The following is a 24668-nucleotide window of genomic DNA, read 5'->3' as shown; positions in this document are numbered from 1 at the left end:
CGGCATCGCAACCTGAAACACACCACAGACACCATAAGCAGGAGACACCCTTCATGAATCGCATCCGCACCTTCGCCGCCAGCGCCGCCATCACCGCCGCCGCACTGGCCGCGGCCATGCCGGCCTTCGCGCAGTCGTATCCCGCCAAGCCCATCACCTGGATCGTGCCGTTCGCCGCCGGCGGACCGACCGACGCGCTGGCGCGGACCATTGCCGACCGCGTCTCGCGCGAGGTCGGCCAGTCGATCATCATCGACAACTCGCCGGGCGCCGGCGGTACGGTCGGCGCCGCCAAGGCAGCGCGAGCGCAGGCCGACGGCTACACCATGCTGGTCGGGCACATGGGCTACATGGGCGCCGCGCCCGCGCTGTACAAGAAGCTGCCCTATGACCCGGTCAAGGATTTCGCGCCGGTGTTCCGCTTTCCCGATACGCCGATGGTGCTGATGGTCCGCAAGGACCACCCGGCCAAGGATGTGCGCGAGCTGGTCGAAATGGGCAAGAAGAACCCCGGCAAGCTGTTTATCAGCAATGCCGGGGTGGGCTCGACCTCGCACCTGGTGGCGGCGCTGTTCGCCGCGTCGGCCGGCATCAAGGTCTCGCTGGTGCCGTACAAGGGCGCGGGCCCGGCACTGATCGACGTGATCGGCGGACAGGTCGACGGCATGTTCGACCAGACCAATACCGCGCTGCCGCAGATCACGGAATCCAAGGTCCGGCCGCTGGCGGTGACCTCCGCAGCCAGGGTGGCGCAACTCAAGGACGTGCCGACGCTGGCGGAAACCGTGGTGCCGGGATTCGAGGCCAGCACCTGGTACGGCATCTACGCACCGAAGGGGACGCCGCAAGCGGTCATCGACAAGATGCAGCAGGCCTATCTGAAGGTCATGACCGACAAGGCGTTCACCGCGAAGATGTCGGCACAGGCGATCCAGATGCTGCCGCCCGAGCGCTACACGGCCAGCGCGCTGGGCAAGCACACGGCTGCGGAAGTCGAACGCTGGAAGACCGTGGCGGCCAAGGCCAACATCTCGCTGGACTGAGCGCCATGACAGCGTTTCGCGTCGAGCATGATGCCTTCGGCCCGGTCGATATCCGGGCCGACCGCTACTGGGGGGCGCAGACGCAGCGCGCCCTGGCCATCTTCGAGGTGGGTGAGGAGCGCTTCCCGGCGTGCCTGATCCATGCGTTCGGCCTGCACAAGATGGCGGCGGCGCAGGCGAACATGCGCTGTGGCGTGCTGGATCCGGGCCTGGGCGAGATGATCGTCGCCGCTGCAGCGGAGCTGCGCAGCGGCAAGTTCGACCAGCACTTCCCGCTCACCATCTGGCAAACGGGGTCCGGCACGCAGACCAACATGAATGCGAACGAGGTGATCGCGAACCGGGCCAACGAGTGCCTGGGCCAGCCGCTCGGCACGAAATCGCCGGTCCATCCGAACGACCATGTGAACGCCTCGCAGTCTTCCAACGACAGCTTTCCCACGGTCATGCATATGACCGCGGCGCTCGAGCTAAAGGACAGGCTGATCCCTGCCCTGGTGCTGCTGCGCGACAGCCTGCGCGAGCGTGCCGATGCCTTTGCCGATGTGCTGAAGATCGCGCGCACGCATTTGATGGATGCCGTGCCGATGACAATGGGGATGGCGTTCGAAGGCTTCACCGCGCAGCTCGACAATGCGCTCGAACGCCTGCACGGCACCATGCCGCGCCTGCTGGTGCTGCCGCAAGGCGGCACCGCCGCCGGCACGGGCCTGAACGCCCCGCCCGGTTTTGCCGCGGCATTCTGCGAAGAGGCCAGCCAGCTGAGCGGCCTGGCGTTCCGGCCGAACCCGTGCAAGGTCGAAGGCATGGCGGCCCACGATGCACTGGTCGAGCTGTCGGGCGTGCTCAACGTGATCGCGGTGTCGTTCACGAAGATCGCCAACGACCTGCGCTGGCTCGGATCGGGCCCGAACTGCGGCCTGGGCGAGCTGCTGATCCCCGAGGATGGCCTGACCTCATCCATCATGCCGGGCAAGCGCAATCCGACTGTGGCGGAGGTCGTGGTCCAGGCGGCCATGCAGGTGTGCGGCAACCACATGACGGTCACCATGGCCGGCGCCTCCGGCAGCTTCGAGCTCAACGTCGCCAAGCCGGTACTGATCTACAACGTGCTGCAGTCGATTCGCGTGCTGGCGGACAGCGCCCGCATGTTTGCGCAACGGCTGGTCCGGGGGCTTGCGCCGAACCGTGAGAAGCTTGCGCGAAACCTGGAGAACCCCCTGCTCGCCGTGACGGCGCTCAATTCCGTGCTGGGGTACGATCGCGCCGCGCAGATCACGAATACCGCCGTCAGCCGCGGCATTGCGCCGCGCGCGGCAGCGCTTGAACTGGGATTGCTGAGCGGGGAGGAATTCGACCGGCTGGTCGATCCGATGCGCATGGCCAAGGGGAATCCTTAGCCCCCGTCAGAAGCTGATCGCCACGGAAATCACGGTGACCTGCTCATGCGACGCCGGGTTGAACCAGTACACCGCGGCGGCGACGTGCTTGCCCTTCACCTGCGCAAACACGCCGCGTTGCAGGTTGCGGCCGTTGTCATGCACGCGCGTGCGCTGGGCGGCAAGGCCGATGCGGAACCATTCGACCGGGCGGAACGCCAGCTCGCTCCAGGCGTAGGCGTAGCCGGACGGCTGGGCGTCCGGCACGTACTCGAACTCGATATAGGCATCCGCATACCGGCCGGTCAACGTGGCCTCGAAGCCGCCCACCACGCTGTGCGTGCTGCCCGTGACAAACCCCAGGATCGGCGTGAAGTCCAGGCGCACGGCTTCGCCGACACCGAGGTTGTACCCGACGAAGAACGAGTACGCGTCCATGCCTTCGTAGTTGCTGCGGGCTTCCAGGTGCAAGGCGCCGCGATTGGCGATGGCGATGCCGGTGACATAGGCCTCATTGCCGCGCGGCAGGTTGAGGTAGGCTGCGAGCGAGCCGCTCCAGGCGGGCGCTTCCGCCGCCGGTGGCTGGGCTTCGCTTTGTTCGGCTGCGCGCGCATCCAGCGGCGCGGTTGCCGCGGCCAGCAGCAGGCAGGGCGCGGCCAGCCGCGCGGCCCACATGCTCAGCCTCCCAGCAGGATGATGGCCACTGTCAGCGCGATGCCCAGCACCGTCATGGCCACGCCTGCTATCCAGCCGCCGAAGCCGGCGTGGCGCCCGAGGGCAATGCCGGCGCCGAACAACATCACGATGGTCAGGACCCGCGATACCAGCAGCGCCGTCGGGACCTCGTGAATGAGGATAAAGGGAAGCGCAACCGGGAACGTCGCGAGCACGACAATCCCGAAGATCGCCGCTGCCGCGAGAAAGTCCTGGCCGCGCAGCGCGGGCTTCTCGGGCCAGTCGGTCGACCTGGCGATACGGCTGCGCATTGCCTCCAGCTCCGTGTCGGCGACCAGCGTCCGCAAGGCCGGCGAAAGCGCTTCGCGCAGGCGTGCGATGCCATCGGACGGGTCGCTTGCGCTGCGCACCGCCTTGACCAGCGACAGCTTGCGCCCCCGCTCGGTCAGGGTCCGGACCAGGTACATCACCGCGTCGACAAGCCCCCAGGCCAGGTTGCAGCCGAGGGCCGTTTGGAACATGACGCGGCCGGCATCTGCCGGGGCCGCCACAGCCGATACCGCCCCCACGAAGGTCAGCGCCATGAACAGGCCGAAGCACATCTCGGAGACCCGGTCGACGGTATCGAGCAGGCGGGGTCGCTCTTCGGCGGCATGCGGATCGATGGAAGTAGTCAACACGGGCGCGCACCTCGACCTGTCTGTCCACGGCGGAGGTCATCGTCGATGTCATCGCGGGCACGATGGCATCGATCCTGCGGATCTCAGGCGGGCAGGCGCCTGGACGAGACCGGACGGCAATGGCGACCCCGGACTGGCCGGCTGCCGCCGCCTTTACTGTAGGCAGTGATCCACACCGTAACTTGATCGGGCGCAAAATCCTTTGGGCTTTGTGGCGCATGAGGCGGTATCAGCGCTGTTACGTCTTGCTTGCCGCACAGATCCGTCCTTAGACACTCTTTCCACTGGCCCGCCACGCCTGCCTAAACTTGCCCGTAGCGCACGCCCTATGCGCGCAAGGGCACTGCATTCGGCCAGCGGACCCACCGCTTGCGCGCCGGCTTTCCGGAGGGAGGCTCGCATGTTCAAGCCCTTCATCGCGGCGCTCGTCGCCCTGCTTGCCGCCACGGCAGCCTCCCTGGCGCTGGCGCAGACGTGCCGCTGGGACGGTACCGCGCCCTTCTGCAGCGGCTCCTGCCGCGGCGGCGAGTCGGAGACCATGCGTCTCAGCTCATCGCCGGATCACTGGCAGGACGCGTTTCCCGGCATCCAGAATATGGACTTCGGCGAAGCCTGCTCGACCGGCAGCAAGGCGCTGTGCTGCCCCGCGACCCAGGGCAGCGAATGCCGCTGGGATGGCACCGCGCCCTCTTGCGACGGCAGTTGCGGCGCCGGCGAGCAGCGGCGCACGCCGCCCGCGGGCAGCTTCAGCGGTGCCGCGTGCGTGACCGGCAGCAAGGTGTTTTGCTGCCGCAGCAATACCGCATCATCGCGCTCGGCATTGCGCACCAATCCCGAGCTCACCATCTTTGCAGCAGTGTGGGACAAGTCTTCCGGACCCGCCTGGGAGGCGCGGAATGGGCTGAGCGCGCAGCAGTACCAGCAGGAGTTCGAGAGCCTGGTGGCGCGTGGTTTCCGGCCGGTTGTCGTGCGCGGGTATGGCGTCAATGGCAGGCCGACCTACGCTGCGCTCTTCGAGCAGCGGGAGGGCCCGGCCTTTGTCGCGCGCCAGGGCCTCACGCGCGCAGAGTACCAGCGCGAGCTCGACCGCTGGGTCCAGGCCGGCTACCGGCCGGTCGACGTGGCCGGCTTCACCAGCGGCGGCATCGACCGCTACGCGGTCATTTTCGAAAAGGTGCAGGGCCCCGAGTTCCGCGCCTTCCACGGCATTACCGCGGCGGCCTACCAGGCCGAGATCGACCGCGCGGTGCGGGACGGCTTCGGCCCCGTGCGCGTGAGCGGCTACAACGTCAACGGCCAGGACCTTTACGCCGCCATCTTCGAGAAGCGTGCCAGTCCGCCTTTCGCCGCGCGCTACGGCATGAGCTCGGCGCAGTACCAGCAGGCCTTCAACGAGCTCGGCCAGCAGGGCTACCGGCTGGTGCACCTGAGCAGCTGGAAGGCCGGCGACAGCGGCCGCTATGCGGCCATCTGGGAGAAGACGGACGGTCCGGTCTGGCAGGCGCGCCACAACATGCTGAGCGACAGCTACCAGGAGGAGTTAGACAAGCTCGCCAAGGCTGGATACCGGCTACGGGATTTCAGCGCCTTTCACTTGTATGAGTAGCGGCGGGGCCATCAGCCCTGCACCCGCCGCGCGGCCTCGTGCCGCATCGCGTAGTGCCACGCCAGCTCGGCCATCGGCCTGGCCTTCTGTCCCGTTTCCACCGCATCGGCAGCGGCCGCATTGCCCTGCCGCGCACGCTGCGCGATGCCGAACAGGATGGCGGCCAGGCGGAACAGGTTGTAGGCGAGATAGAAGTCCCAATGCCCGATGCCCTGCCTGTCGGTCGCAACGCAGTACCACTGCATATAGCTTGCCTCTGCCGGGATGCCGAGACCATCGAGATCCAGTCCGGCGATCCCGCGCCACAGCGACGGCGGGATATGCCAGCTCAGGCAGTGATACGCGAAATCGACCAGCGGATCGCCAAGGGCCGACAGCTCCCAGTCCAGCACGCCGATGATCCTGGGTTCGCTGGGGTGGAAAACCACGTTATCCAGCCGGAAGTCGCCATGGACGATGCACGTGCCTTCTGTGGCGGGGATGTTCTTTGGCAACCAGTTCATCAGCGACTGCATGGCCTGGCACTCCACAACCGGCAGTTCGCGGCACTGGCGGCTCCAGCCGGCGATCTGGCGTTCGAGGTAGTTGCCGGTGCGGCTGTAGTCGGCCAGCCCCGCCTGCCGGAAGTCGACACGGTGCAGCGCGGCCAGCACGCGGTTCATCTCCGCGTAGATGGCGCTGCGCTGCGCGGGCGGCATGCCTGGCAGCGACTGGTCGAGCAGCACCCTGCCCTCCAGGTACGCCATCACATAGAACGGGCTGCCGGTGACCGAGCGGTCTTCGCTGTAGAGGTACACGGCCGGGACCGGCACGCCGCTGTCGCGTAGTGCCTGCATCACGCGGTACTCGCGGTCGATGGCATGGGCGTTGGCATGGACCAGGCCAGGCGGCCTGGTGCGCAGCACATAGCGGCGTTCGTCGGATGCCACCAGGAAAGTCGGATTGGATTGCCCGCCCGCAAGGCGGGACACGGACACCTGCGGCTGGTCGATCAGCCCGTGCGCGCGCAGCAGCCTGGCCAGCGCGTCCCAGTCGTGGTGATGCGTTTCGTTCATCGCGAATACGTGTGTCAGAGCGTGTATCAGAGCGAGCCCACCAGGTGCCCGCCATCCACCGGCAGCACCGCGCCGGTGATGTAGCTGCCGGCGTCGGAAGCCAATAGCATCAGCGCACCGTCCAGTTGCGACGGATGCCCCAGGCGCCGTTGCGGAATGCGCCGGATCATGGCCTGCCCGCTTTCGGTTTCGAAGTATGCGCGGTTGATCCCGGTTTCGAAATAGCCCGGCGCCAGCGCGTTCACACGGATGCCATGGCGCGCCCATTCCAGCGCCAGCGAGCGCGTCAGGTGGATCAGCCCGGCCTTGGCTGCGGTGTACGCCGGCACCTGCTGGGCCACGCGCAGGCCGAGGATCGAGGCAATGTTGACGATGCTGCCCTGCCGGCCGGCCTCGCGCATGTGCCGCGCCGCGCGTTGGGCGACCCGCCAGGCGCCGCTCAGGTTGGTGTCGATGACACTGGCCCAGTCCGCCTCGGTCGTCGCAAGCGCTGCTTCCGTGGTGGCGATGCCGGCGCTGTTGATGACGATCTCCACGGTGCCGAGCGCCTCGCGCGCTTGCGTGAAGGCGTCCGACACCGAGGCGGCATCGCGCACGTCGAGCTTCACGACGCACCCCGTCCCGCCAGCGGCGCGGATCTCTTCCAGCAACGGCTCGCCGTCGGCGCCACGCCTGCCCGCGAGCGCCACGCTGCACCCCGCGCCGGCCAGTGTCAGCGCAAAGTGGCGGCCGAGACCGCCGAACGCGCCGGTGACCAATGCCACCTTGCCTGCCAGGTCAGGGAACACGGGTCGGAAATAGGGGGAGGAATCCATGGCGTCGTCTCCTTCGTCGTTGGGCACTGTCAGTGGAGCGCACAGCGTAGGCGACAACCCCGGCAACGCCAGCCCCCCGATCGGGGAGGCCCCAGCTTCGTCCTCCCGCCCCCCCGCCTGGCCACCCACCCGAAGCCGCGGGACTCCCCGATCGGGGGGCTGGATTGCGGCCTGCGCGCGCTTACGCTGCCAGGCATCCGGCATTCCCGCGGATGGCGCGCACCCACGCTGGCCGCGCTGCCCCGGGCCGCCGCCACCGCGAACCAGGAGGCTCCGTGTCACAGCCAACCCCCATCCCGCGAACGCCGTCGGCGTACGCCTACCCGCTTCTGATCAAGCAGCTCCTGCATACACCGCTGGCGGTCAATCCGGAGCAGGAGATCGTCTATCGCGACCAGGCCAGGCTCAGCTACTGGAGCTTGCGCCACCGCATCGGCCAGCTGGCCAGCGGCCTGCACACGCTCGGTATCCGGCCCGGCGACACCGTCGCGGTGATGGACTGGGACAGCCATCGCTACCTGGAGGGCTACTTCGCCATCCCCATGATGGGCGCCGTGCTGATGACCGTGAATGTGCGCCTGTCGCCCGAGCAGATCGCCTACACGCTGAACCACGCAGGCGCCAGGCTGCTGATCGTCCATGCCGACTTCCTGCCGGTGATCGATGCCATCCGCGACCAGCTGGGCACCATCGAGTGCTATGTCCTGGCCAGCGACAGCAGTTTCGGCATGGACAGCGCGCCGCTGCCCGACGGCTTCGTTGCCGGGTATGAAGCGATGCTGGCCTCGTCACCGCCTGACTATGCGTTTGCGGACTTCGACGAGAACGCGCGCGCCACGACCTTCTACACCACCGGCACCACCGGCTTGCCCAAGGGGGTCTACTTCAGCCACCGGCAGATCGTGCTGCACACGCTGGCGACCATGACGGCGCTGACCAGCGCCCCGGTGCAAGGCCGGGTGCACCGGGACGATGTCTACATGCCGCTCACGCCGATGTTCCATGTGCATGCATGGGGGATGCCTTTCGTGGCAACCGCGCTCGGCCTGCGCCAGGTATATCCGGGCCGCTATGCCGCCGACCATCTGCTCGCGCTGATCGCGCGCGAGGGCGTGACCTTCTCGCATGGCGTACCCACGCTGCTGCATATGCTGCTGTCGCATCCCGATTGCGCGCACACGGACCTGAGCCGCCTGAAGATCATCGTCGGCGGCTCGGCGCTGCCGCGCGGGCTGGCGCAGGCGGCGCTGGCGCGCGGCATCGACGTCTTTACCGGCTACGGCATGTCCGAGACGTGTCCCATCCTCACGCTGGCGCAGGTCAAGACGCCGTTGCTTGCCGATGCCGAAGCCGCGCTGGACATCCGCACCAGGACCGGGTTGCCGATCCCGCTGGTGGACCTGCGCATCGTCGACGACGAGATGCGCGACATCGCGCACGACGGCAAGGCCACAGGCGAGATCGTGGTGCGCGCACCCTGGCTGACCCAGGGCTATCTCGGCAATGCCGCCGAATCCGAGCACCTGTGGGCTGGCGGCTATCTCCATACCGGCGATATCGGCGCCATCGACAGCGACGGCTACCTCCAGGTCACCGACCGCATCAAGGACGTGATCAAGAGCGGCGGCGAATGGGTCTCGTCGCTGGAGCTGGAAGACCTGATCTCGCGCCACGCCGCGGTCAGCGAAGTGGCCGTGATCGGCATCAAGGACGCGCGCTGGGGCGAACGGCCGCTGCCCGTGATCGTGCTGCGGCCCGGGCAGGCCGCCGACGCCGCCGCGATCCGCACGCACCTGCACGAATATGTGCGCCGCGGCGCGATCTCGCGGTACGCGGTGCCGGACCACGTGCTGTTCGTGGAGGCCATCGAGAAAACCAGCGTCGGCAAGATCAACAAGCGCCTGCTTCGCGAAAAATACGCAGCCGTTTCCCCGGCGGGCGGCGCGAACGGATAGGCATTGCCGCAAGCCAACGACCACAACATCACAGGAGACAAGTCATGCAGGATTCCACCACCATCGCGCGCATCCGGCGCCATCCCAGGTTCGCGGAGCTGGCGCGCCGCCGCGCCCGCCTGTCATGCGGGCTGCTTGTACTGGTACTCGGTCCGTATCTTGCGCTGATGCTCGCAGTAGCTGCCGCGCCGCACGTGCTGGGCCGGCCACTCCATGCAAGCGGAATGATCAATCTCGGCATCGCCCTTGCCATCGGCGTCATCCTGCTCGGATGGCTGGCGACGTGGTTCTATGTGCATCGGGCAAATGGGGTGCTGGAAGCCCTCGTCGGGACGATCCTGCAGGAGGCCCGTCAATGAAGCCGCGCCACGCTGACGCCTTGACGGCGATGTCTTCCCTTGCGGCAGCTCCGACAGTGGCACAGGCCGGCCCAGCCATCGAAGCCGGACAGGCCCAGCCGCTGAACCCCGAAGCGATCGCGATGTTCCTGGTCTTTGTCGCACTGACGCTCGCCATCACCTGGTGGGCATCGCGGCGGACGCGGACCGCCCAGGACTTCTTTACCGCCGGCGCCGGCATCTCGGGCACGCAGAACGGCCTGGCGGTGGCGGGCGACTACATGTCCGCGGCGACACTGCTGGGCGTTGTCAGCCTGGTCTACGCACGCGGCTTCGACGGCTTGCTCTACATCGTCGGATTCTTTGTCGGCTGGCCGGTGATGCTGTTCCTGATGGCGGAGCGGCTGCGCAACCTCGGCAAATTCACCTTCGTGGACATCATCTCCGACCGGCTCGACCCCGTCAGCACCCGCTGCGTGGCCGCGGCGAGCAGCCTGGTGGTGGTGCTGCTTTACCTGATCGTGCAGATGGTCGGCGCGGGCGAGCTGGTGCAGCTGCTATTTGGCATCGACTACGCCTATGCCGTGATCGGGGTCGGCGCACTGATGATGGTCTACGTCAGCGTCGGCGGCATGATCGCCACGACCTGGGTCCAGATCATCAAGGCGGTCCTGCTGCTGTTCGGCGGCACCTTGCTGCTGCTGTTGTCGATGGTGCAGTTCGGCTTCAGCTTCGAGGTGCTGGCCAGGCGCGCGACGGCGGTACATCAGAGCGGCAGCGCGCTGCTGGCGCCGGGGACGCTGTTCGCGGACCCGGTCTCGGCGCTGTCGCTGTGCGTGGCAACCGTGCTGGGCCTGTCGGGCCTGCCGCATATCCTGATGCGTTTCTTCACCGTGCCCAATGCACGCGAGGCGCGCAAGAGCGTGCTGGTGGCCAGCTCCTGCATCGGCTACATGTTCCTCGCCATGTTCGCCATCGGCCTTGCCGCCATTGTCATCGTCGGCACCGATGGCCGCTACTTCGAGCTGGGGCAGGCCGGCGGGCGCCTGCTGGGCGGCGCGAACATGGTGGCGATGCACCTTGCCCGTGCCACCGGCGGCAATCTCTTCCTCGGCTTCCTGGCGGCGGTGGCGTTTGCCACCATCCTTGCGGTGGTTTCAGGACTGACGCTCGCGGGCGCGTCGGCGATCTCGCACGATCTCTATGCCAACGTCCTGCGGCGCGGCAATACTACTGAGGCGGCAGAGATCGCCGTCACCCGACGGGCGACGGTGGTGATCGGCGTGGTTGCGGTGCTGCTCGGCATCGGCTTCAGGGGGCAGAACCTGGCCTTCCTGGTGGCGCTGGCATTCAACGTGGCGGCGTCGGCAAATTTCCCGGTGCTGGTGCTGTCGATGTACTGGAAGGGGCTGACCAGCCGTGGCGCGGTCTGGGGCGTGGCCACTGGCCTGGTGTCGTCGGTCGTGCTGGTGATCCTTTCGCCGGCGGTGTGGAAGAACGTGCTTGGGCATCCTGCCGCGCTCTTTCCCTATGACCATCCGGCGTTGTTCACGGTGCCGCTCGCATTCCTGGTCACCTGGGCGTGCTCGCGGCTCGACCGCAGCCCGCGTGCGGTTGCGGAGCGCGAGGCATTCGACGTGCAACTTGTGCGCGCAGAGACCGGCCATGGCGCAGCGGCGGCTTCGGAGCACTGACGATGCAATTCTGCATCGGAGCCATGAATTGCTGCATCACCGCTGGCGATTTCGCAAACCTATACTGCCTCCACCTTGAGGCAAGCCATCGTGGCTACTGCCTCTGCACACTCAACGACGTACCCCAGGAACTACCATGCGTGCGAATTCCCCCCATATCCCAACCTCGATGACGGCCATCGAAATCGTCCGTCCCGGCGGCCCGGAAGTGCTGGTGCCGGTGCAACGGCCCGTCCCCGTCCCCGGCCCCGGCGAGCTGCTGATCCGGCACCGCGCCGCCGGCGTCAACGGCCCTGACGTGTTCCAGCGCAAGGGCTTGTACGATCCTCCTCCCGGCGCTTCCGACATTCCCGGCCTCGAAGTCGCGGGAGAGGTGCTGGCCATCGGCAGCGGCGTCACCCACTTCAGCATCGGCGACACCGTGTGCGCGCTGGTCCCGGGCGGCGGCTATGCCGAGTATGGCGTCGCCAGCGAAGACACCACGCTGCATCTGCCCCAGGGGCTGCAGCTGGTGGAAGCCGCCGCCATGCCCGAGACCTTCATGACCGTGTGGCTGAACCTGTTCCAGCGCGGCCGTTTCACCCGCGGCGATACCGTGCTGATCCATGGCGGCGCTTCGGGCATCGGCACCACGGCGACCATGCTCGCCAGGGCATTCGGCGCCGCCACCATCATCACCACGGTCAGCTCCGCGGCGCAGCGCGACGCCAGCCTGGCGCTCGGCGCGGACTATGCGGTGAACTACCTGGAAGAGGATTTCGTGGACGCCGTGATGCGCGAGACCGGCGGCAAGGGTGCCGACGTCATCGTCGACATCATTGCGGGCGACTACGTGCCGCGCAACTATGCCGCCGCGGCGATCAACGGCCGCATCGTTCAGATCGGCGTGATCAAGGGCGTCGCCCGCGAAGTCGACCTGTTCCCGATGCTGACCAAGCGCCTGACCCATATCGGCTCGACACTGCGCTCGCGCACGCCCGCGGAAAAGGCCGAGATCATCCGCGAGCTGGAAACCCACGTGTGGCCGCTGATGGCATCGGGCCAGGTCAAGCCCGTCCTCTACCAGACCTTTGCGCTGGAGCATGCGCGGCAGGCGCACGAACTGATGGACTCCGGCACCCACATCGGCAAGATCGTCCTGACGATGGAGGCGTGACGGGCGCCGGCACGCGTGTGCCGGCGTCGGCCACGATCAGCCCTCAGCTCTTGCGCAAGCTTCGGTCAGCCACCAGCGGCAAATCGCGGCCCAGGCCGCTGCGCACGGCCTGGATGCGGGAATTGACCTTGAGCTTCTCGTAGACATTCTTCAGGTGCCACTTGACCGTCTCCGGGGCCACACGAATCGCACGCGCGATTTCCTTGTTCGACAGCCCGCGTGCGACGTAGTCGAGGATCTCCACCTCGCGGGCACTGAGCCGGCTTGCACCGAGCGCTTCCTGCGCCGGTCCCGACGACGCACCCGCGCTCGCACCCGGCACGCCGGCGGGTGCGTCGAAGCCGGCGCTGAGTTCTGCCAGGTACCACGGCTCGAGCCCCGCATGGCGGTGCGGCCCCGATCGCATGCCGTCGAGGATTTCCCGCACGGCCGGACCACCGTCGATAAAGGTCCGATGCAGGCCATGCTGCTGCCCGTAGGCAAACGCGGGCGCGATGGCCTGCACCGCCTCATCGCCCTGCCCGGCCGCGTGCAAGGCGGTGGCAAGGGCGACGCTGACCTGCGCGGCGAGGTATTGCATCCGTGCCGCGTGCAGCTCGGCATGCACGCCTCGCAGCACCGGGACGGCTTCGGCCGGCCTGCCGCGAGCGACCAGCAGGCGGCCCTGCGCGATCTGGAAGCGCTGCCACGTTTCCAGGAAGCTGCCTTGCAGCGCCTCGGGGCGGGTACCGGCGAGCGCCTCGAGCTCATGGCCGATCCGCGCCGCGCGACCCAGGTTGCCGGCCCGAATCGCCATCCGGATCGCTTCCGCCTTGCACGCGACCTGCATCCGCAGCCACTGGCGGCTGCGTGCCACGGCTTCGGCATCCTCCAGGATGCGGTAGGCCTCGTCCTCCTTGCCCTCCATGCAGCGCAGGCGCGCCAGCGTCACGCAGAAGCCGGCCAGCGGGCCGAGCGAGCAGGCCTGCAGCGCGATCTCGAAGCGTCCCTCCAGCAGTGCGGCGACCCGCTCGATGTCGTTCCACTCGTAGTGGATTGCGGCCAGGTAGCCTACCGGCAGCACTGACGCGGCTGACTGCGCGCCGGCACGCGTGTTGGCCTCGCGCAGCACGTCCTCCAGCGTCTGCACGGCTTCGCCAAGCCGGCCCTGCACGAACAGGCTGAGCCCCAGCATGCTCTGCCGGTACACCGTGGCGTAGAGCGGTGCCGATGCCCTGCTGCCAACGCCAGACGGATGTCGCAGCAGCTCTACCGCTTCGAAGCGGGATGCATAGGTCAGCCCGAAGACGTGGGTGGTAAGCCCGATGCCCTCCGCCCACGTGCCTTGCGGCGGGTGCAGGTCCAGCACGCTCCGGCCCAGCTCGAGCGAACGCTGGCTCTCGTCGCACAGGCCGGCGATCAACGCCTTGACCGCTTCCAGTTCAACCCGCAGCGTGTCGGTCACCGGCAGCAGGCCGTGCGCTATATCGTCCTCGACCGCGGCCAGCGCCTGTTGTGCCGGCACCGCCTGCATCGTCAGCGCCAGTGCCCACGCATGCGCCAGGCGCAGCCGCAGTCGTGCGCGCACCGCCTCGGCGGGCAGCTTTGCGACCCAGCTCAGCAGCGTGCGCACGTCGCTGGCCTCGACCAGGCCCATCGCGCATTGCTCGACCCAGGCCGCGGCGCGTTCGACATCGCCGGCCGCCAGTGCATGCCTGACCGCCTCGGCCCACAGCGACTGCCCGGCATACCATTCGCTGGCGCGGCGATGCAGCGCCGCGAGCTCCTGCGGCCGTTCCCGGGCGAGGCGCGTGCGCAGGTATTCCGCAAACAGTGCGTGATAGCGGTACCACTGGCAGTCCGCGTCCAGCGGGCGGAAAAACAGATTGTGCGCAACCAGCCAATCGAAGCTGGCCTGTGCCGATTCGGTCCCGGTCACTGCGTTGCACAGCGGCACCGACATCCGGTCCAGCACCGAAGTTTGCAGCAGGAAGGCCTGCAACGGCTGGGGCACGTGCACGAACACATTCTCGTTGAGGTAGGCGGCGATGCTGTGGCGTGCATGCGGCAGGCGGATGGCGAAATCGTCGATGCCACCAGGTTCGCCCAGCGCAAACGTGGCCAGCTGCAGCCCGGCCACCCAGCCTTCGGTCGCATGCAGCAGCGTCTCGGCTTGCGCCGCACTCAGGCTCAGCCCGGATACGCGGCTGAAGAACGCCTGCGTCTCCGCGCTGTCGAAGCGCAGCACCTCCGCGTCGAGCCTGAGCAACTGCCCGCGCACCTCGAAATAGCTTTGCGGAAATGCCGGCTCGCCGCGTCCCGCGACCAGGACGTGCAGGTTGTCGGGCGCATAGCGCAGCAGGCGGAACACCGCCTCGTGGATCGCCGGCGCCTCCAGCCGGTCGAAGTCGTCCAGCACCAATACCATCTGGCGCGGCAGCGCCGCGATCTCGTTGAGCAGCTCGGCAAAGATCGCGTCCGCCGGCGCCAGCGCATCGTTCTCGAGCCGTTCGCGCACGCTGTTGCCGATCTCCCCGCAGGCCTCGCGCACCGCGGCAAGCAGGTAGGCCCCGAACTGGTAGAGATCGTCGTCATCGCGGTCGATGCTGAGCCAGCCGACCGCAACGCCTTCCGCAGCCAGGATGTTCTTCCATTCGCCCAGCAACGAGGTCTTGCCGCACCCTGCCGGTGCGGTCAGCACGGTCAGCTTGCGCTCCAGGCCCGGGCGCAATTGCCAGATGGCCTGCTCGCGGCTGACGTAGTGGCGCGTCCTGGGCGGCGCCAGCTTGGTCGCGATCAGCGCGGGCCGCCACGGGGATCGCTGTGTGGTGAGGGCCGGGGATGGCTGCGTCATTGCGGTGACGGCGGGCGCGCACCGCACAGGCCGCGCCCGCCGCCTTCACGGCGCCTTACGGCCTCACGCCTTCAGTGCCGACAGCAGCAGATCGGCAACCGCCCCGCCGGAGGCCGGGTTCTGACCCGTGATCACGCGCGAATCCTCCACCGCAAACGACTGCCACGGCTCGGGCGCCTTGGTGTACTTTGCTCCGCGCGCAAGCATTTCCGTCTCGGTCAGGTACGGGACATGGCTGTCGAGCCCGGCCAGCTTCTCTTCCTGGTTCGAGAAGCCGGTGACCTTCTTGTTGTTGATCAGCAGCGTGCCGTCGGACAGTTTGATATTCAGCAGTCCCACGGCACCGTGGCATACCGAGGTGACATAGCCACCCGATTCATAAATGTTGCGGCTGAGCGCCTGCAGTTCCTCGTTGTCCGGGAAATCCCAGATCACGCCGTGGCCGCCGGCGAAGTAGATGGCCACGTAGTCGCCGGCCCTGACCTCGCTGGGCTTGAGGGTCTGGCCCAGCCGGTTCATGAAGTCCTTCTTCTGGTACCACTCCCAATCCACCGGCTCGGCCATCTGCAGGCTATGGGGATCGATCGGCGTATAGCCGCCCTTGGGACTGACAAAGTCCACCTGGTAGCCCGCGGCTTCCACCTTCTTGACGAAATGCACGGCCTCGCCCAGCCAGAGGCCGGTTGCACGGTCCATGTTCGGGTACTTCTCAAAGCTGGTCAGTACAACGAGGATCTTCTTGCCACTCATGATTCGCTCCTGTCTCACGCAGGCGTCAGGGCCTGCCACCCACACAACTGTGATAGATCATCCGTTGTGGCGAGGGCAAGCGGCAAGGGATGGCGGGGGGTCCGACGGGGGGGCAGGCGGGGGGCCAATCCGGAGCGCGTATCGCCGGACGGCAACACGGCGCGGCCGCGCTGGCCTGCGGCGTAGGAGGACCGATCGTCGTGATTGTTCTTGAAGGCGGTGGCGCGTACGCCGTCATGTGCAGCAAACGTCGTGACGAACCTGGCCCGCGCTGCACGCAACATTTACAAAGCGTCAGCGGCAGACCGGCGCCCGGGCGCAGGCGGCACCATGGCCCGGAACATGCGTGCGCTGTAGCCCCCAACACCAATTCAGGAGCCAGCCATGAGCATCTTCAAGGACATCCTCAACAAGCTGCTAGGGAAGGCCAAGCCGGCTGCCACGACCACCGCCGGCACGCCGACATCCGCCGGCGCGACGCCGTCGGGCCCTGCCACCACCGCGCCGGCAGGCGGCACCGCCCCGGGCAGCGCCGGGGCGGCCACTGCGGCCAAGCCCGAGCCGCTGTCCGGCGTCGATGTCGAGGCCATCATGGACCGCCTCGTCACGGAAGGCGGGCAGAAGCTGGAATGGCGCACCTCCATCGTCGATACGATGAAGGCGCTGGGCGTCGACAGCAGCCTGGAACACCGCAAGGAGCTGGCGCGCGAACTTCAATACAGCGGCGACATGAACGACTCAGCGGCGATGAACATCTGGTTGCACAAGCGCCTGATGCAGGAGCTGGCGGCGAATGGCGGCAAGCTGCCGAAGGAATTGTCCTGAGGCATGGCGCCGGCCCGGCCGCCCCTTGCGGCCGCCGGCGCCGGCGCGTCCGGGCGAACTCAGCCGGCGATGCCGGCCCAGCGCAGGTGCTTGTCCCAGTCCGCGTCGCTGATCACGCCTGACACGCCCTGCCGCTGCCCGTCCGCGCGATAGAAGTAGGTGCGCGGCATCTCCCCCATCCAGTCGGGATCGACCGCATAGCGCAGCCGTTCCTGTGGCTCGCTGCCGGACACCCATGCGTTGCGCGTGAGGTTGACCCGCCTGAGCAGCTGCTGCACCTGCGGCAGCGCCTCGGGATTGTCCATCGCCAGCGTGACGACGCGCAGGTCAGGATAGCGCGCGCGCAGCTTGCCGATGGCGTCGAAATTGCGCTTGCAATAGACGCAGTCGAGCGACCACACCAGCAGCACGAACGGATTGCCTTTCTGGCTGGCGGTGAGTTGTGCGGCGCTGGCGGATTCGAATACGGCCACGCGGCTGGTTGCCGCATCATCCTTCTTGCCGGCGGCATTGGCGACGGACCTGCCCATCAGGGCAAACGCTGCGGCAGCCAGCAGCTTGCGGCGGATCGGCTTCATGCGCCCTCCTTTGCCAGCGGGAACACCTGGAAGCCTTCGGCCTCGGTGCGCCACAACACGTAGGCGCGGCCTGCATGCTGCAGCACGTGTGGTTGATCGGAGTCGCGCTCGGTGCGGGCCACCTGCCGGGTCTGCCAGGTCTTGCCGCCGTCGTGCGACAGCATGGCGGACAGGCGCGTCTGCTGGCCGTCGAACGACTTCCAGGCGACCGCGATCTCGTTATTGTCGAGCGCGACAATATCGGCATGCTGCGCGCGCGGGTCTTCGAGCGGGCGCTGCGCCTGCAGCTTGCCGTCCTTCCAGCGGCCGACCGACACCGTGGGCTTGCCTTCGCGCATGTTGAACCAGACCATGTGCAGCGTGCCGTCCGGCGCCACCGACGCGCCCGGCCCCTGATGCGGGCAGGCGTCGATGCGCCAGTCGTCGAAGGTGGCGCGCTGCAGCGGCGTGGCGGTGCCGTCGGCGCCAAGCTGCGCGAGCGCGTGGTCGCGTGCGTTGGGCGGGAACACGTGGCGCCACAACGCCAGCATGTTGCCGTCGGGCGTGGGCGACATGGCAATGCGGCAGCATTCGCACGACTGGTCGGCGATCTTGTAGTCGCCCTGGAAGCTCTTGCCGTGGTCGGCCGATACCGCGTAGTAGATCGCGGCGCCGGCATACGGCTGCTTGCGCGCCTCGGCGGCGATGACGTCGCGCTTGTCGATCCAGCTGACGAAGATGCGGCCGGACTGGTCGACCGCGATGGCGTCGAAGCGGTGCGTGATCTCGTCGCGATTGGCATGTACCGTCAGCGGCGTGGCGAAGGACTTGCCACCGTCGGTGGAGCGCGCAAAGCGGATAAAGCCGGTCCAGGGCTTGGGCCGCGGCTGGGTCCAGGTGACGAAGATCTCGCCGTCGCGCCCGGTGGCCACCTTGGGCCGGCTGTCGTGGTCGGCGGCAACCGGCTCCGGCGTGCTGTTGATGTGCTGCGCGGGTCCGAAGCTGCGGCCGAAATCCGTCGACGAACGCACCGCGACATAGGGGCCGTCCTTGTAGGCGATCCACAGCTTGCCGTCCCGGTCGAACGCGGCGCCGGTGCCCAGTTCGCTCATCTTCGCGGCCTTGGCCTGGCCACCGTGGCCGCCGTGGTTGCCATGCGTTTGCGCGGTGCCCGCCAGCGCGGTGCAGGCCAGCAGCCCGGCAACGAGAAAGCGAAAGCCGGGGCGCATGCCTGTCATGGTTGTGGTCAGCCTGTTCAATTGCTTAGAAGGAGAGCTTGGCCTCGGCGTAGAACGTCCGCCCCGGATACGGGTGGTAGACGTAGTAGCGCTGGTCGGTCAGGTTGTCGATGCCAAGCCCGAGGCGCACGTTCTTGGCAGGCCGGTAAGTCACCTTGACATCGAAGGTCAGGAAGCTGCTGGTGCCGCCGAAGGTGTCAGGGTTGACGTCCGAATTGTCGAGCGTATTGTACTGCCGCCCGGAATAGGTCATGGCCAGCGTGCCGGCCCAGGCCGGCGTGATGCGATAGGTGCCGACCAGGTTGGCGCGCCACTTGGGGATCCGGTAGAAATACTTGCCCACCGAGGCCGGGTTGTTGGCGTTCTCCAGCGTCTTCGAATGGTTGTAGGCGCCGCTGGCCGACAGGTCGAAGCCGTTGATAAAGACATCGCGCGCGTCATACGCCAGCTCGATGCCGCGCGTGCGCACGCGGTCCACGTTCTGGAAGCTGGTGACGGTCGGGAACACGGTGGTGTTGGTCTGGCTCACCAGCGCGTCGCGGATATCGTCCTCATACACCGAGACGCGGAAATACGCCCGCTCCACCGTCCGCTCGAAGGTCAGGTCCTTGGAGAACGAGCGCTCGGGCCGCAGGTTGGGATCGTTGTTGATCAGCGAGGTGCCGGTGATGCGCCCCTGGAACAGCTCGCTGACAGTCGGGTAGCGATAGGCCTGGCCCAGCGACAGCCGGCCCAGCCAGTCCTGCCCGATCGCTTTCTCGAGCGCCAGCTTGGGCGACCAGTTGGATTCGCTGCGCACCGGGTAGCCGATATTCACGCCGGGTTGGCTGCGGCTGCCGTCATAGGCGCGCCAGTGCTCGTAGCGCACGCCGGGGATCAGCTTCCAGTCCGGGGCGAAGTACCAGGCATCCTGCGCATACAGCGCCTGGGTCTCGGTCTTGCCGGCAAAGGCATTGTTGAAGGCGGTGATGGTCGCCGCCTGCCAGTCCGAGGTGTTGTAGGTGGTATTGGTCAGCCGGTAGTTGTCGTAGTGGTAACCGAAGGTGACCCAGTGCCCGCCCTGCAGTTGCTGCGGACGGTAGTCGGCCTTCAGGTCCAGCGTGCGCCAGCCGGTGCCGTCGCCATAGGTAACGGTGCCCGGACCGTTGCCAGCCGTGCTGGCGGTGCGGCTCACGTCCTTACTGACATCGAACAGCGACGCCACGCCGGAGAAGTTCCAGCCGGTCTCGTTGCGCGTGCGCAGCGACAGGCCGTAGAGCCAGCGCGCGTCCTCGCCGTTGCTCGGGGCAAAGGCGTTGGCGGGAATCACATAGCGAAAGCCTCCGATATTCACCGGGCCGCTGGAGACGACGTTGCCGTTGGCATCGCGCAGGTAGCTGCCGGTGGCGCTGGAGCGGTCCTGTTGCCAGTACGCGGCGGTGAACTGCGCTTGCAGCGTATTGGTGATGTCATAGCCCAGCTTGACCTTGAGCTGGTCCTGCACCGTGTGCGTGACGCCCTCGCTGTTGACGCCCATCACCACGCGGTCGGCGCCGGTCTGGTCCTTGTCGAAGAAGGCGCCGGTGACCGGCTTGTCGGCGGAAGTGGCGCGCGCGGACGAACGCGCCGCGGTGTAGAAGCTCAGCGGCTGGCTCTTGCTGTCCTGCCGGTCCACGCTGACCAGCCAGGAGAACGGGCCGACGCGGTCGCCCACGTAGGCGTTGGCATGCACGCCGTTGAAGTTGTCATGCGTGCCGTACAGGCCGAAGCGCTGCGTGAACAGCTGCACGCTGGCATCGCCCTCGAATTTCTCCGGGGTGCGCGTCGAGATCAGCACCGTCGCGCCCAGCGAATTGCCCGGGTACAGCGCGGAATACGGGCCGTACAGCACGTCCACGCGCTCGATCTCGGCGGCATTGACCAGCGACCAGCGCGGCGGAAATGTGAAATCCGAGCCCAGCAGGTTGGACAGCAGCAGGCCGTCCGCATAGACTAGCCCCCGCGCCGACTGGCGCGAGCTGGTGCTGCGCACCGAGATGATCGAATTCATATCGCCGATAAAGCGCTTGCGCACGGCGAGATTGGGCGCGTACTTGAGCGCGTCCTCGGTGTTCACCACATTGAAGTCCGCCATGCGCTTGCTGCTGATGCCATAGGCCGGCGACGGCGTATTGGGCGGCGTGGCGGGAGTTTCACTACGCTCGGTCTTGGCCGAGACCACCACCTCCTGCAGTGGCTCAGGCGCGGCAACCTGGGCGCCCGCCATGCCGGGGCCCATCAGCGCGGCCGATGCGGCCAGCGCAATCCGATTTCTCTTCACTGGAAAACCTTGTTCTCGTCTTTTTTGGCTCGCCTGCCCTGCGCGCGCTGTGTGTCCGGCGCTTCCTCCCGAGAGCGAGCGCTGACATTTTAGGTGGCAAGCAGGTCCCGGCCGGTGCGACATAGCGACGCGGGCGACGCCGGAGCCGCGGTGAAAGTGCTCGCCTCGTCCCACGGCGAACGGTGGATTGCCGCATCGCGCCACTCGCGTAAACCCGCATATCCAAGGCCGTGCCTTGTCTCTACATTGCCCGGATTGGCGTCAAGCCAGTGTGATGCTGGGAGAGACTGTTCCGGCGGCAACCGCCGCGGGACAGCGCCGAAGGAGCAACCGCCCCGGAAACTCTCAGGCAAAAGGACCGGTATCACTAGCAGTGCACTCTGAAGAATGTCCGGCGTCATCGTCCGCCGGCATACCGAAGGAGCAAGCGCGCATCGCCCCGGCGAGGCGTCGTGAATCTCTCAGGTCCAGAACAGAGGGGGCGTCCGCTACGCATATTGCGTATGGACTCCCACCATCGACGTTCCTGGAGCCTTCAGCTCATGAAGACAATCGCCGTCATCGGCGGTGGCATCACCGGTGTCACCACAGCCTACGCGCTCGCCCGGCGCGGATTCTCCGTCACGCTGTTCGAACGGCATCGCTATGCCGCCATGGAGACCTCGTTCGCCAATGGCGGACAGCTGTCCGCCTCCAATGCCGAGGTCTGGACCCACTGGTCGACCATCGTCAAGGGGCTCAAATGGATGCTCAGGAGCGACGCCCCGCTGCTGGTCAATCCCAGCCCGAGCTGGCACAAGCTCACGTGGTTTGCCGAGTTCATCGCGTCGATCCCCCACTACCGCAGCAATACTGCCGAGACCGCGCGCCTGGCCATCGCGGCCCGCGAGCACCTGTTCGCCTGGGCGGCGCAGGAGGGCATCGATTTCGACCTGAAGAAAGAGGGCATCCTCCATATCTACCGCGACAAGGCCGGCTTCGAGCATGCCGGCCGCGTCTCCGCGCTGCTGGCGCAGGGCGGGCTGGAGCGGCGCGCCGTGACGCCGCAGGAGATGCGGGCGATCGAGCCGACGCTGGTGGGCTCCTACTACGGCGGGTATTTCACCGAGAGCGACTCGACCGGCGATATCCACAAGTTCACCAGCGGCCTGGCCGCGGCCATCGACCGGCTCGGCGTGCGCTGCCTCTACGGGCAGGACGTCAGCGCCGTCAAGACCGACGGCAGGCGCGCCAGCGTGACCGTGCAGCAAGGCACCGATACGTCCACGTCGACCTTCGACGGCGCCGTGATCTGCGCCGGCACCGCCAGCCGCGCGCTGGCGGCCGGCCTGGGGGACCGTGTCAACATCTACCCGGTCAAAGGCTATTCGATCACGGTCAACCTGGCCGACGAGGCCAGCCGCGCCGCGGCGCCGACCGTCAGCCTGCTCGACGATGCAACCAAGCTGGTCACCAGCCGCCTGGGCGACGACCGCTTCCGCGTGGCCGGCACCGCGGAGTTCAACGGCTACAACCGCGACATCCGCGCCGATCGCATCCGGCCGCTGGTGGAGTGGGTGCAGCAGTGCTTCCCGGGTGTCAGCACGCGCAGCGTGGTGCCCTGGGCCGGATTGCGGCCGATGATGCCGGACATGCTGCCGCGCGTAGGCCGAGGGAAAGCGCCGTGCGTCTTCTACAACACGGGGCATGGGCACCTGGGCTGGACGTTGTCCGCGGTGACGGCGGATATGGTGGCTGGGGTGGTTGAGCAACACCTCGGCGCAAAGACGGCGGTCGCGCCGGCTGCGGCGCTGGCATTGGCCAAGGCCTGAGCTCGCGGGTGTTTTCTCCCCTCTCCCGCAAGCGGGAGAGGGGAAAACCGGGCCTCATCCAGGACTTCGCCCCAGACTGCCGACGATGCCCCTGCGGAACGTCAGCACGCAGACGATGAAGATAATGCCGGTCACCATCGACACCGATTCCCCGAGCCCGTTGAACCAGTCGATGCCCGTCGCGGCCGCCAGGTAGCTGCCCAGTTCGCCGAGCTTGTTCTCCAGCGCGACCACGACAAAGGCGCCGACGATCGGCCCGGACAGCGTGCCGAGGCCGCCCAGCAAGGTCATCAGGATGACCATCCCGGACATCGACCAGTGCACATCGGTCAGCGTCTCGAAGCCCAGCACCAGCGCCTTGATCGAGCCGGCCAGCCCCGACAGCGCCGCCGACAGCACGAAGGCGGTCACCTTGAAGCGGTCGACGTCATAGCCCAGCGAGATCGCGCGCGGCTCGTTCTCCTTGATCGCCTTCAGGATCTGCCCGAACGGCGAATGCACCGTGCGCACGATCAGCGCAAAGGCCGCGACGATGATCGCCAGCGCCACGTAGTACAGCGTCAGGTCACTAGACAGCGACAGCACGCCGAACAGCTTGCCGCGTGGGATGCCCTGCAGGCCGTCCTCGCCGCCGGTGAACGGCGCCTGCAGGCAGATGAAGAACAGCATCTGCGCCAGTGCCAGCGTGATCATCGAGAAGTAGATGCCCTGCCGGCGGATCGCCAGCGAGCCCACCACGTAGCCGATCAGAGCGCCGGTGGCCGTGCCCAGGATCAGGCCGATCTCCGGCGTCACGCCCCAGGCCTTCATCGCATGGCCGGCCGCGTAGCCGGCGCCGCCAAAAAAGGCCGCATGGCCGAACGACAGCAGCCCGGTGTAGCCGATCAGCAGGTTGAAGGCGCATGCAAACAGCGCGAAGCACAGCACCTTGAGCACGAACACCGGATAGGCCCCTGCCAGCGGCGCCGCCAGCAGGCACGCCAGCAGCGCCACGTACAGTGCCCGCCGTGGCAGGCGGCGTACCGCCTGCGGTGGCTGCATTCCCAGTGCAGCGATAGATTGCCCGTTCATCATTTCTCCTTTCCGAACAGCCCTGCCGGGCGCAACAGCAGCACGATCACCATGGTCACGAACACCACGGTCGACGATGCTTCCGGATAAAACACCTTGGTCAGCCCTTCGATCACGCCCAGACCCAGGCCGGTCAGGATCGCGCCCAGGATCGAGCCCATGCCGCCGATCACCACCACCGCGAACACGATGATGATCAGGTTCTGCCCCATCAGCGGCGACACCTGCATGACCGGCGCGGCCAGCACGCCGGCAAACGCCGCCAGTGCCACGCCGAAGCCGTAGGTCAGCGTGACCATCAGCGGCACGTTGACGCCGAAGGCCTCCACCACCTTGGCGTTCTCGGTGCCCGCGCGCAGGTAGGCGCCCAGCCGGGTCTTCTCGATCACGTACCAGGTCGACATGCAGACCGCCAGCGAAGCCACGACTACCCACGCGCGGTAGTTGGGCAAGCGCATGAAGCCGAGGTCGGCGGCGCCTTGCAGCGCTTCGGGCGGCGAATAGGGCAGCCCGGACACGCCATAGACCGAGCGGAAGATGCCCTCGATCACCAGCGTGATGCCGAGCGTCAGCAGCAGGCCGTAGATATGGTCCAGCTTGTAGATCCAGCGCAGCATGGTCTTCTCGATCGCCACGCCCAGTGCTGCGACCACCAGCGGCGACAGCAGCAGCATCGCCCAGTAGCTGAGCCCGGCATAGGTCATGCCGGCCCACGCCAGCACCGCGCCGAGCATGAAGAGCGCACCGTGCGCAAAGTTGATGACGTTCAGCAGGCCGAAGATGACCGCCAGGCCCAGGCTCAGCATGGCGTAGAAAGCACCATTGACGAGCCCCAGCAGCAGCTGCGACAGCAGCGCCGGAAACGGGATTTCAAACAGAGTCATAGGG

General features: G+C 67.2%; 20 protein-coding genes and 1 riboswitch. Of the genes, 9 read left to right on the top strand and 11 right to left on the bottom strand.

Features of this window, described 5'->3' with window-relative positions:
• Positions 1 to 53: 53 nt before the first annotated feature.
• Both AC10V3_RS22330 and AC10V3_RS22325 read left to right on the top strand, forming a co-directional pair.
• Complete coding sequence (locus AC10V3_RS22330) at positions 54 to 1043, top strand: tripartite tricarboxylate transporter substrate binding protein BugD (RefSeq protein WP_022537565.1); 990 nt, start codon at positions 54 to 56, stop codon at positions 1041 to 1043.
• Between the two features lie 5 nt (positions 1044 to 1048).
• A complete protein-coding gene (locus AC10V3_RS22325) occupies positions 1049 to 2443 on the top strand; it encodes a class II fumarate hydratase (RefSeq protein WP_022537564.1) in 1395 nt (464 codons plus the stop codon).
• Positions 2444 to 2449: 6 nt separating this feature from the next.
• Here the strand turns inward: AC10V3_RS22325 and AC10V3_RS22320 are convergent, their stop codons facing one another.
• Together AC10V3_RS22320 and AC10V3_RS22315 are read right to left on the bottom strand one after the other, a co-directional pair.
• On the bottom strand, positions 2450 to 3097 hold the full coding sequence (locus AC10V3_RS22320; RefSeq protein ID WP_022537563.1) for a hypothetical protein: 648 nt from the start codon (positions 3095 to 3097) through the stop codon (positions 2450 to 2452).
• 2 nt (positions 3098 to 3099) lie between these two features.
• Positions 3100 to 3777, bottom strand: coding sequence for a hypothetical protein (locus AC10V3_RS22315; RefSeq protein ID WP_490924030.1), 678 nt, complete (start codon positions 3775 to 3777; stop codon positions 3100 to 3102).
• A gap of 400 nt (positions 3778 to 4177) precedes the next feature.
• Here AC10V3_RS22315 and AC10V3_RS22310 point away from each other — a divergent pair, with 400 nt between their 5' ends.
• On the top strand, positions 4178 to 5383 hold the full coding sequence (locus AC10V3_RS22310; protein ID WP_490924029.1) for a hypothetical protein: 1206 nt from the start codon (positions 4178 to 4180) through the stop codon (positions 5381 to 5383).
• Positions 5384 to 5394: 11 nt separating this feature from the next.
• Here the strand turns inward: AC10V3_RS22310 and AC10V3_RS22305 are convergent, their stop codons facing one another.
• Together AC10V3_RS22305 and AC10V3_RS22300 are read right to left on the bottom strand one after the other, a co-directional pair.
• On the bottom strand, positions 5395 to 6438 hold the full coding sequence (locus AC10V3_RS22305; protein ID WP_490924028.1) for a phosphotransferase: 1044 nt from the start codon (positions 6436 to 6438) through the stop codon (positions 5395 to 5397).
• 26 nt (positions 6439 to 6464) lie between these two features.
• Entirely contained in the window at positions 6465 to 7253 is a 789-nt protein-coding gene (locus AC10V3_RS22300) for an SDR family NAD(P)-dependent oxidoreductase (RefSeq protein ID WP_454752642.1), read from the bottom strand.
• Positions 7254 to 7528: 275 nt separating this feature from the next.
• Between AC10V3_RS22300 and AC10V3_RS22295 the strand changes: the two genes are divergently transcribed.
• The 4 genes from AC10V3_RS22295 to AC10V3_RS22280 all read left to right on the top strand — a co-directional run bounded on the left by AC10V3_RS22295 (position 7529) and on the right by AC10V3_RS22280 (position 12396).
• Complete coding sequence (locus tag AC10V3_RS22295; RefSeq protein WP_490924027.1) at positions 7529 to 9208, top strand: fatty acid--CoA ligase; 1680 nt, start codon at positions 7529 to 7531, stop codon at positions 9206 to 9208.
• Between the two features lie 44 nt (positions 9209 to 9252).
• Positions 9253 to 9567: a DUF485 domain-containing protein gene (locus AC10V3_RS22290; RefSeq protein WP_022537557.1), complete on the top strand. Its 315-nt coding sequence runs from the start codon at positions 9253 to 9255 to the stop codon at positions 9565 to 9567.
• On the top strand, positions 9564 to 11240 hold the full coding sequence (actP, locus tag AC10V3_RS22285; RefSeq protein WP_454752640.1) for a cation/acetate symporter ActP: 1677 nt from the start codon (positions 9564 to 9566) through the stop codon (positions 11238 to 11240). Before AC10V3_RS22290 ends, actP begins: the two co-directional genes overlap by 4 nt.
• 136 nt (positions 11241 to 11376) lie before the next feature.
• Entirely contained in the window at positions 11377 to 12396 is a 1020-nt protein-coding gene (locus tag AC10V3_RS22280) for an NAD(P)H-quinone oxidoreductase (protein WP_022537555.1), read from the top strand.
• A gap of 43 nt (positions 12397 to 12439) precedes the next feature.
• Here the strand turns inward: AC10V3_RS22280 and AC10V3_RS22275 are convergent, their stop codons facing one another.
• Positions 12440 to 15229 carry a winged helix-turn-helix domain-containing protein gene (locus AC10V3_RS22275; protein WP_022537554.1) on the bottom strand — a complete coding sequence of 930 codons (2790 nt, stop codon included), beginning with the start codon at positions 15227 to 15229 and terminating at the stop codon, positions 12440 to 12442.
• A 63-nt stretch (positions 15230 to 15292) separates the two neighbouring features.
• Positions 15293 to 15979: a type 1 glutamine amidotransferase domain-containing protein gene (locus AC10V3_RS22270; RefSeq protein WP_022537553.1), complete on the bottom strand. Its 687-nt coding sequence runs from the start codon at positions 15977 to 15979 to the stop codon at positions 15293 to 15295.
• Between the two features lie 384 nt (positions 15980 to 16363).
• Between AC10V3_RS22270 and AC10V3_RS22265 the strand changes: the two genes are divergently transcribed.
• On the top strand, positions 16364 to 16804 hold the full coding sequence (locus AC10V3_RS22265; protein ID WP_022537552.1) for a DUF3597 domain-containing protein: 441 nt from the start codon (positions 16364 to 16366) through the stop codon (positions 16802 to 16804).
• A 59-nt stretch (positions 16805 to 16863) separates the two neighbouring features.
• Here the strand turns inward: AC10V3_RS22265 and AC10V3_RS22260 are convergent, their stop codons facing one another.
• Genes AC10V3_RS22260 through AC10V3_RS22250 form a run of 3 tightly spaced genes read right to left on the bottom strand, consistent with a single transcriptional unit; the run spans position 16864 to position 20898 of the window.
• Positions 16864 to 17382, bottom strand: a complete 519-nt coding sequence (locus AC10V3_RS22260; protein WP_022537551.1) for a TlpA family protein disulfide reductase — start codon at positions 17380 to 17382, stop codon at positions 16864 to 16866.
• On the bottom strand, positions 17379 to 18599 hold the full coding sequence (locus AC10V3_RS22255; protein ID WP_051369938.1) for a sialidase family protein: 1221 nt from the start codon (positions 18597 to 18599) through the stop codon (positions 17379 to 17381). Before AC10V3_RS22255 ends, AC10V3_RS22260 begins: the two co-directional genes overlap by 4 nt.
• Before the next feature lie 25 nt (positions 18600 to 18624).
• Positions 18625 to 20898, bottom strand: coding sequence for a TonB-dependent receptor (locus tag AC10V3_RS22250; RefSeq protein WP_041681671.1), 2274 nt, complete (start codon positions 20896 to 20898; stop codon positions 18625 to 18627).
• Between the two features lie 268 nt (positions 20899 to 21166).
• Positions 21167 to 21269, top strand: a riboswitch (glycine riboswitch).
• Positions 21270 to 21401: 132 nt separating this feature from the next.
• On the opposite strand from AC10V3_RS22250, the gene AC10V3_RS22245 reads away from it, so the two are divergent.
• Positions 21402 to 22709 (top strand): D-amino acid dehydrogenase, encoded by a 1308-nt coding sequence (locus AC10V3_RS22245; RefSeq protein ID WP_490924026.1) that lies wholly within the window; start codon positions 21402 to 21404, stop codon positions 22707 to 22709.
• A gap of 54 nt (positions 22710 to 22763) precedes the next feature.
• Here AC10V3_RS22245 and AC10V3_RS22240 read toward each other — a convergent pair whose 3' ends face one another.
• On the bottom strand, positions 22764 to 23750 hold the full coding sequence (locus AC10V3_RS22240; RefSeq protein ID WP_490924311.1) for a branched-chain amino acid ABC transporter permease: 987 nt from the start codon (positions 23748 to 23750) through the stop codon (positions 22764 to 22766).
• 29 nt (positions 23751 to 23779) lie between these two features.
• Complete coding sequence (locus tag AC10V3_RS22235; RefSeq protein WP_022537546.1) at positions 23780 to 24664, bottom strand: branched-chain amino acid ABC transporter permease; 885 nt, start codon at positions 24662 to 24664, stop codon at positions 23780 to 23782.
• Between the last annotated feature and the right edge of the window lie 4 nt (positions 24665 to 24668).

Source organism: Cupriavidus sp. PB-02 (assembly GCF_058252315.1).
This window is presented reverse-complemented; position numbering and strand designations above follow the sequence as displayed.

Bases quoted from the DNA above. Each gene is read 5' to 3' on its own strand.
- AC10V3_RS22280 (WP_022537555.1), top strand. From the start codon at position 11,377: ATGCGTGCGAATTCCCCCCATATCCCAACCTCGATGACGGCCATCGAA.
- actP (WP_454752640.1), top strand. From the start codon at position 9,564: ATGAAGCCGCGCCACGCTGACGCCTTGACGGCGATGTCTTCCCTTGCG.
- AC10V3_RS22240 (WP_490924311.1), bottom strand. From the start codon at position 23,750: ATGCAGCCACCGCAGGCGGTACGCCGCCTGCCACGGCGGGCACTGTAC.
- AC10V3_RS22275 (WP_022537554.1), bottom strand. From the start codon at position 15,229: ATGACGCAGCCATCCCCGGCCCTCACCACACAGCGATCCCCGTGGCGG.
- AC10V3_RS22270 (WP_022537553.1), bottom strand. From the start codon at position 15,979: ATGAGTGGCAAGAAGATCCTCGTTGTACTGACCAGCTTTGAGAAGTAC.
- AC10V3_RS22245 (WP_490924026.1), top strand. From the start codon at position 21,402: ATGGACTCCCACCATCGACGTTCCTGGAGCCTTCAGCTCATGAAGACA.
- AC10V3_RS22320 (WP_022537563.1), bottom strand. From the start codon at position 3,097: ATGTGGGCCGCGCGGCTGGCCGCGCCCTGCCTGCTGCTGGCCGCGGCA.
- AC10V3_RS22235 (WP_022537546.1), bottom strand. From the start codon at position 24,664: ATGACTCTGTTTGAAATCCCGTTTCCGGCGCTGCTGTCGCAGCTGCTG.
- AC10V3_RS22300 (WP_454752642.1), bottom strand. From the start codon at position 7,253: ATGGATTCCTCCCCCTATTTCCGACCCGTGTTCCCTGACCTGGCAGGC.
- AC10V3_RS22260 (WP_022537551.1), bottom strand. From the start codon at position 17,382: ATGAAGCCGATCCGCCGCAAGCTGCTGGCTGCCGCAGCGTTTGCCCTG.
- AC10V3_RS22255 (WP_051369938.1), bottom strand. From the start codon at position 18,599: ATGACAGGCATGCGCCCCGGCTTTCGCTTTCTCGTTGCCGGGCTGCTG.
- AC10V3_RS22325 (WP_022537564.1), top strand. From the start codon at position 1,049: ATGACAGCGTTTCGCGTCGAGCATGATGCCTTCGGCCCGGTCGATATC.
- AC10V3_RS22310 (WP_490924029.1), top strand. From the start codon at position 4,178: ATGTTCAAGCCCTTCATCGCGGCGCTCGTCGCCCTGCTTGCCGCCACG.
- AC10V3_RS22305 (WP_490924028.1), bottom strand. From the start codon at position 6,438: ATGAACGAAACGCATCACCACGACTGGGACGCGCTGGCCAGGCTGCTG.
- AC10V3_RS22290 (WP_022537557.1), top strand. From the start codon at position 9,253: ATGCAGGATTCCACCACCATCGCGCGCATCCGGCGCCATCCCAGGTTC.
- AC10V3_RS22265 (WP_022537552.1), top strand. From the start codon at position 16,364: ATGAGCATCTTCAAGGACATCCTCAACAAGCTGCTAGGGAAGGCCAAG.
- AC10V3_RS22330 (WP_022537565.1), top strand. From the start codon at position 54: ATGAATCGCATCCGCACCTTCGCCGCCAGCGCCGCCATCACCGCCGCC.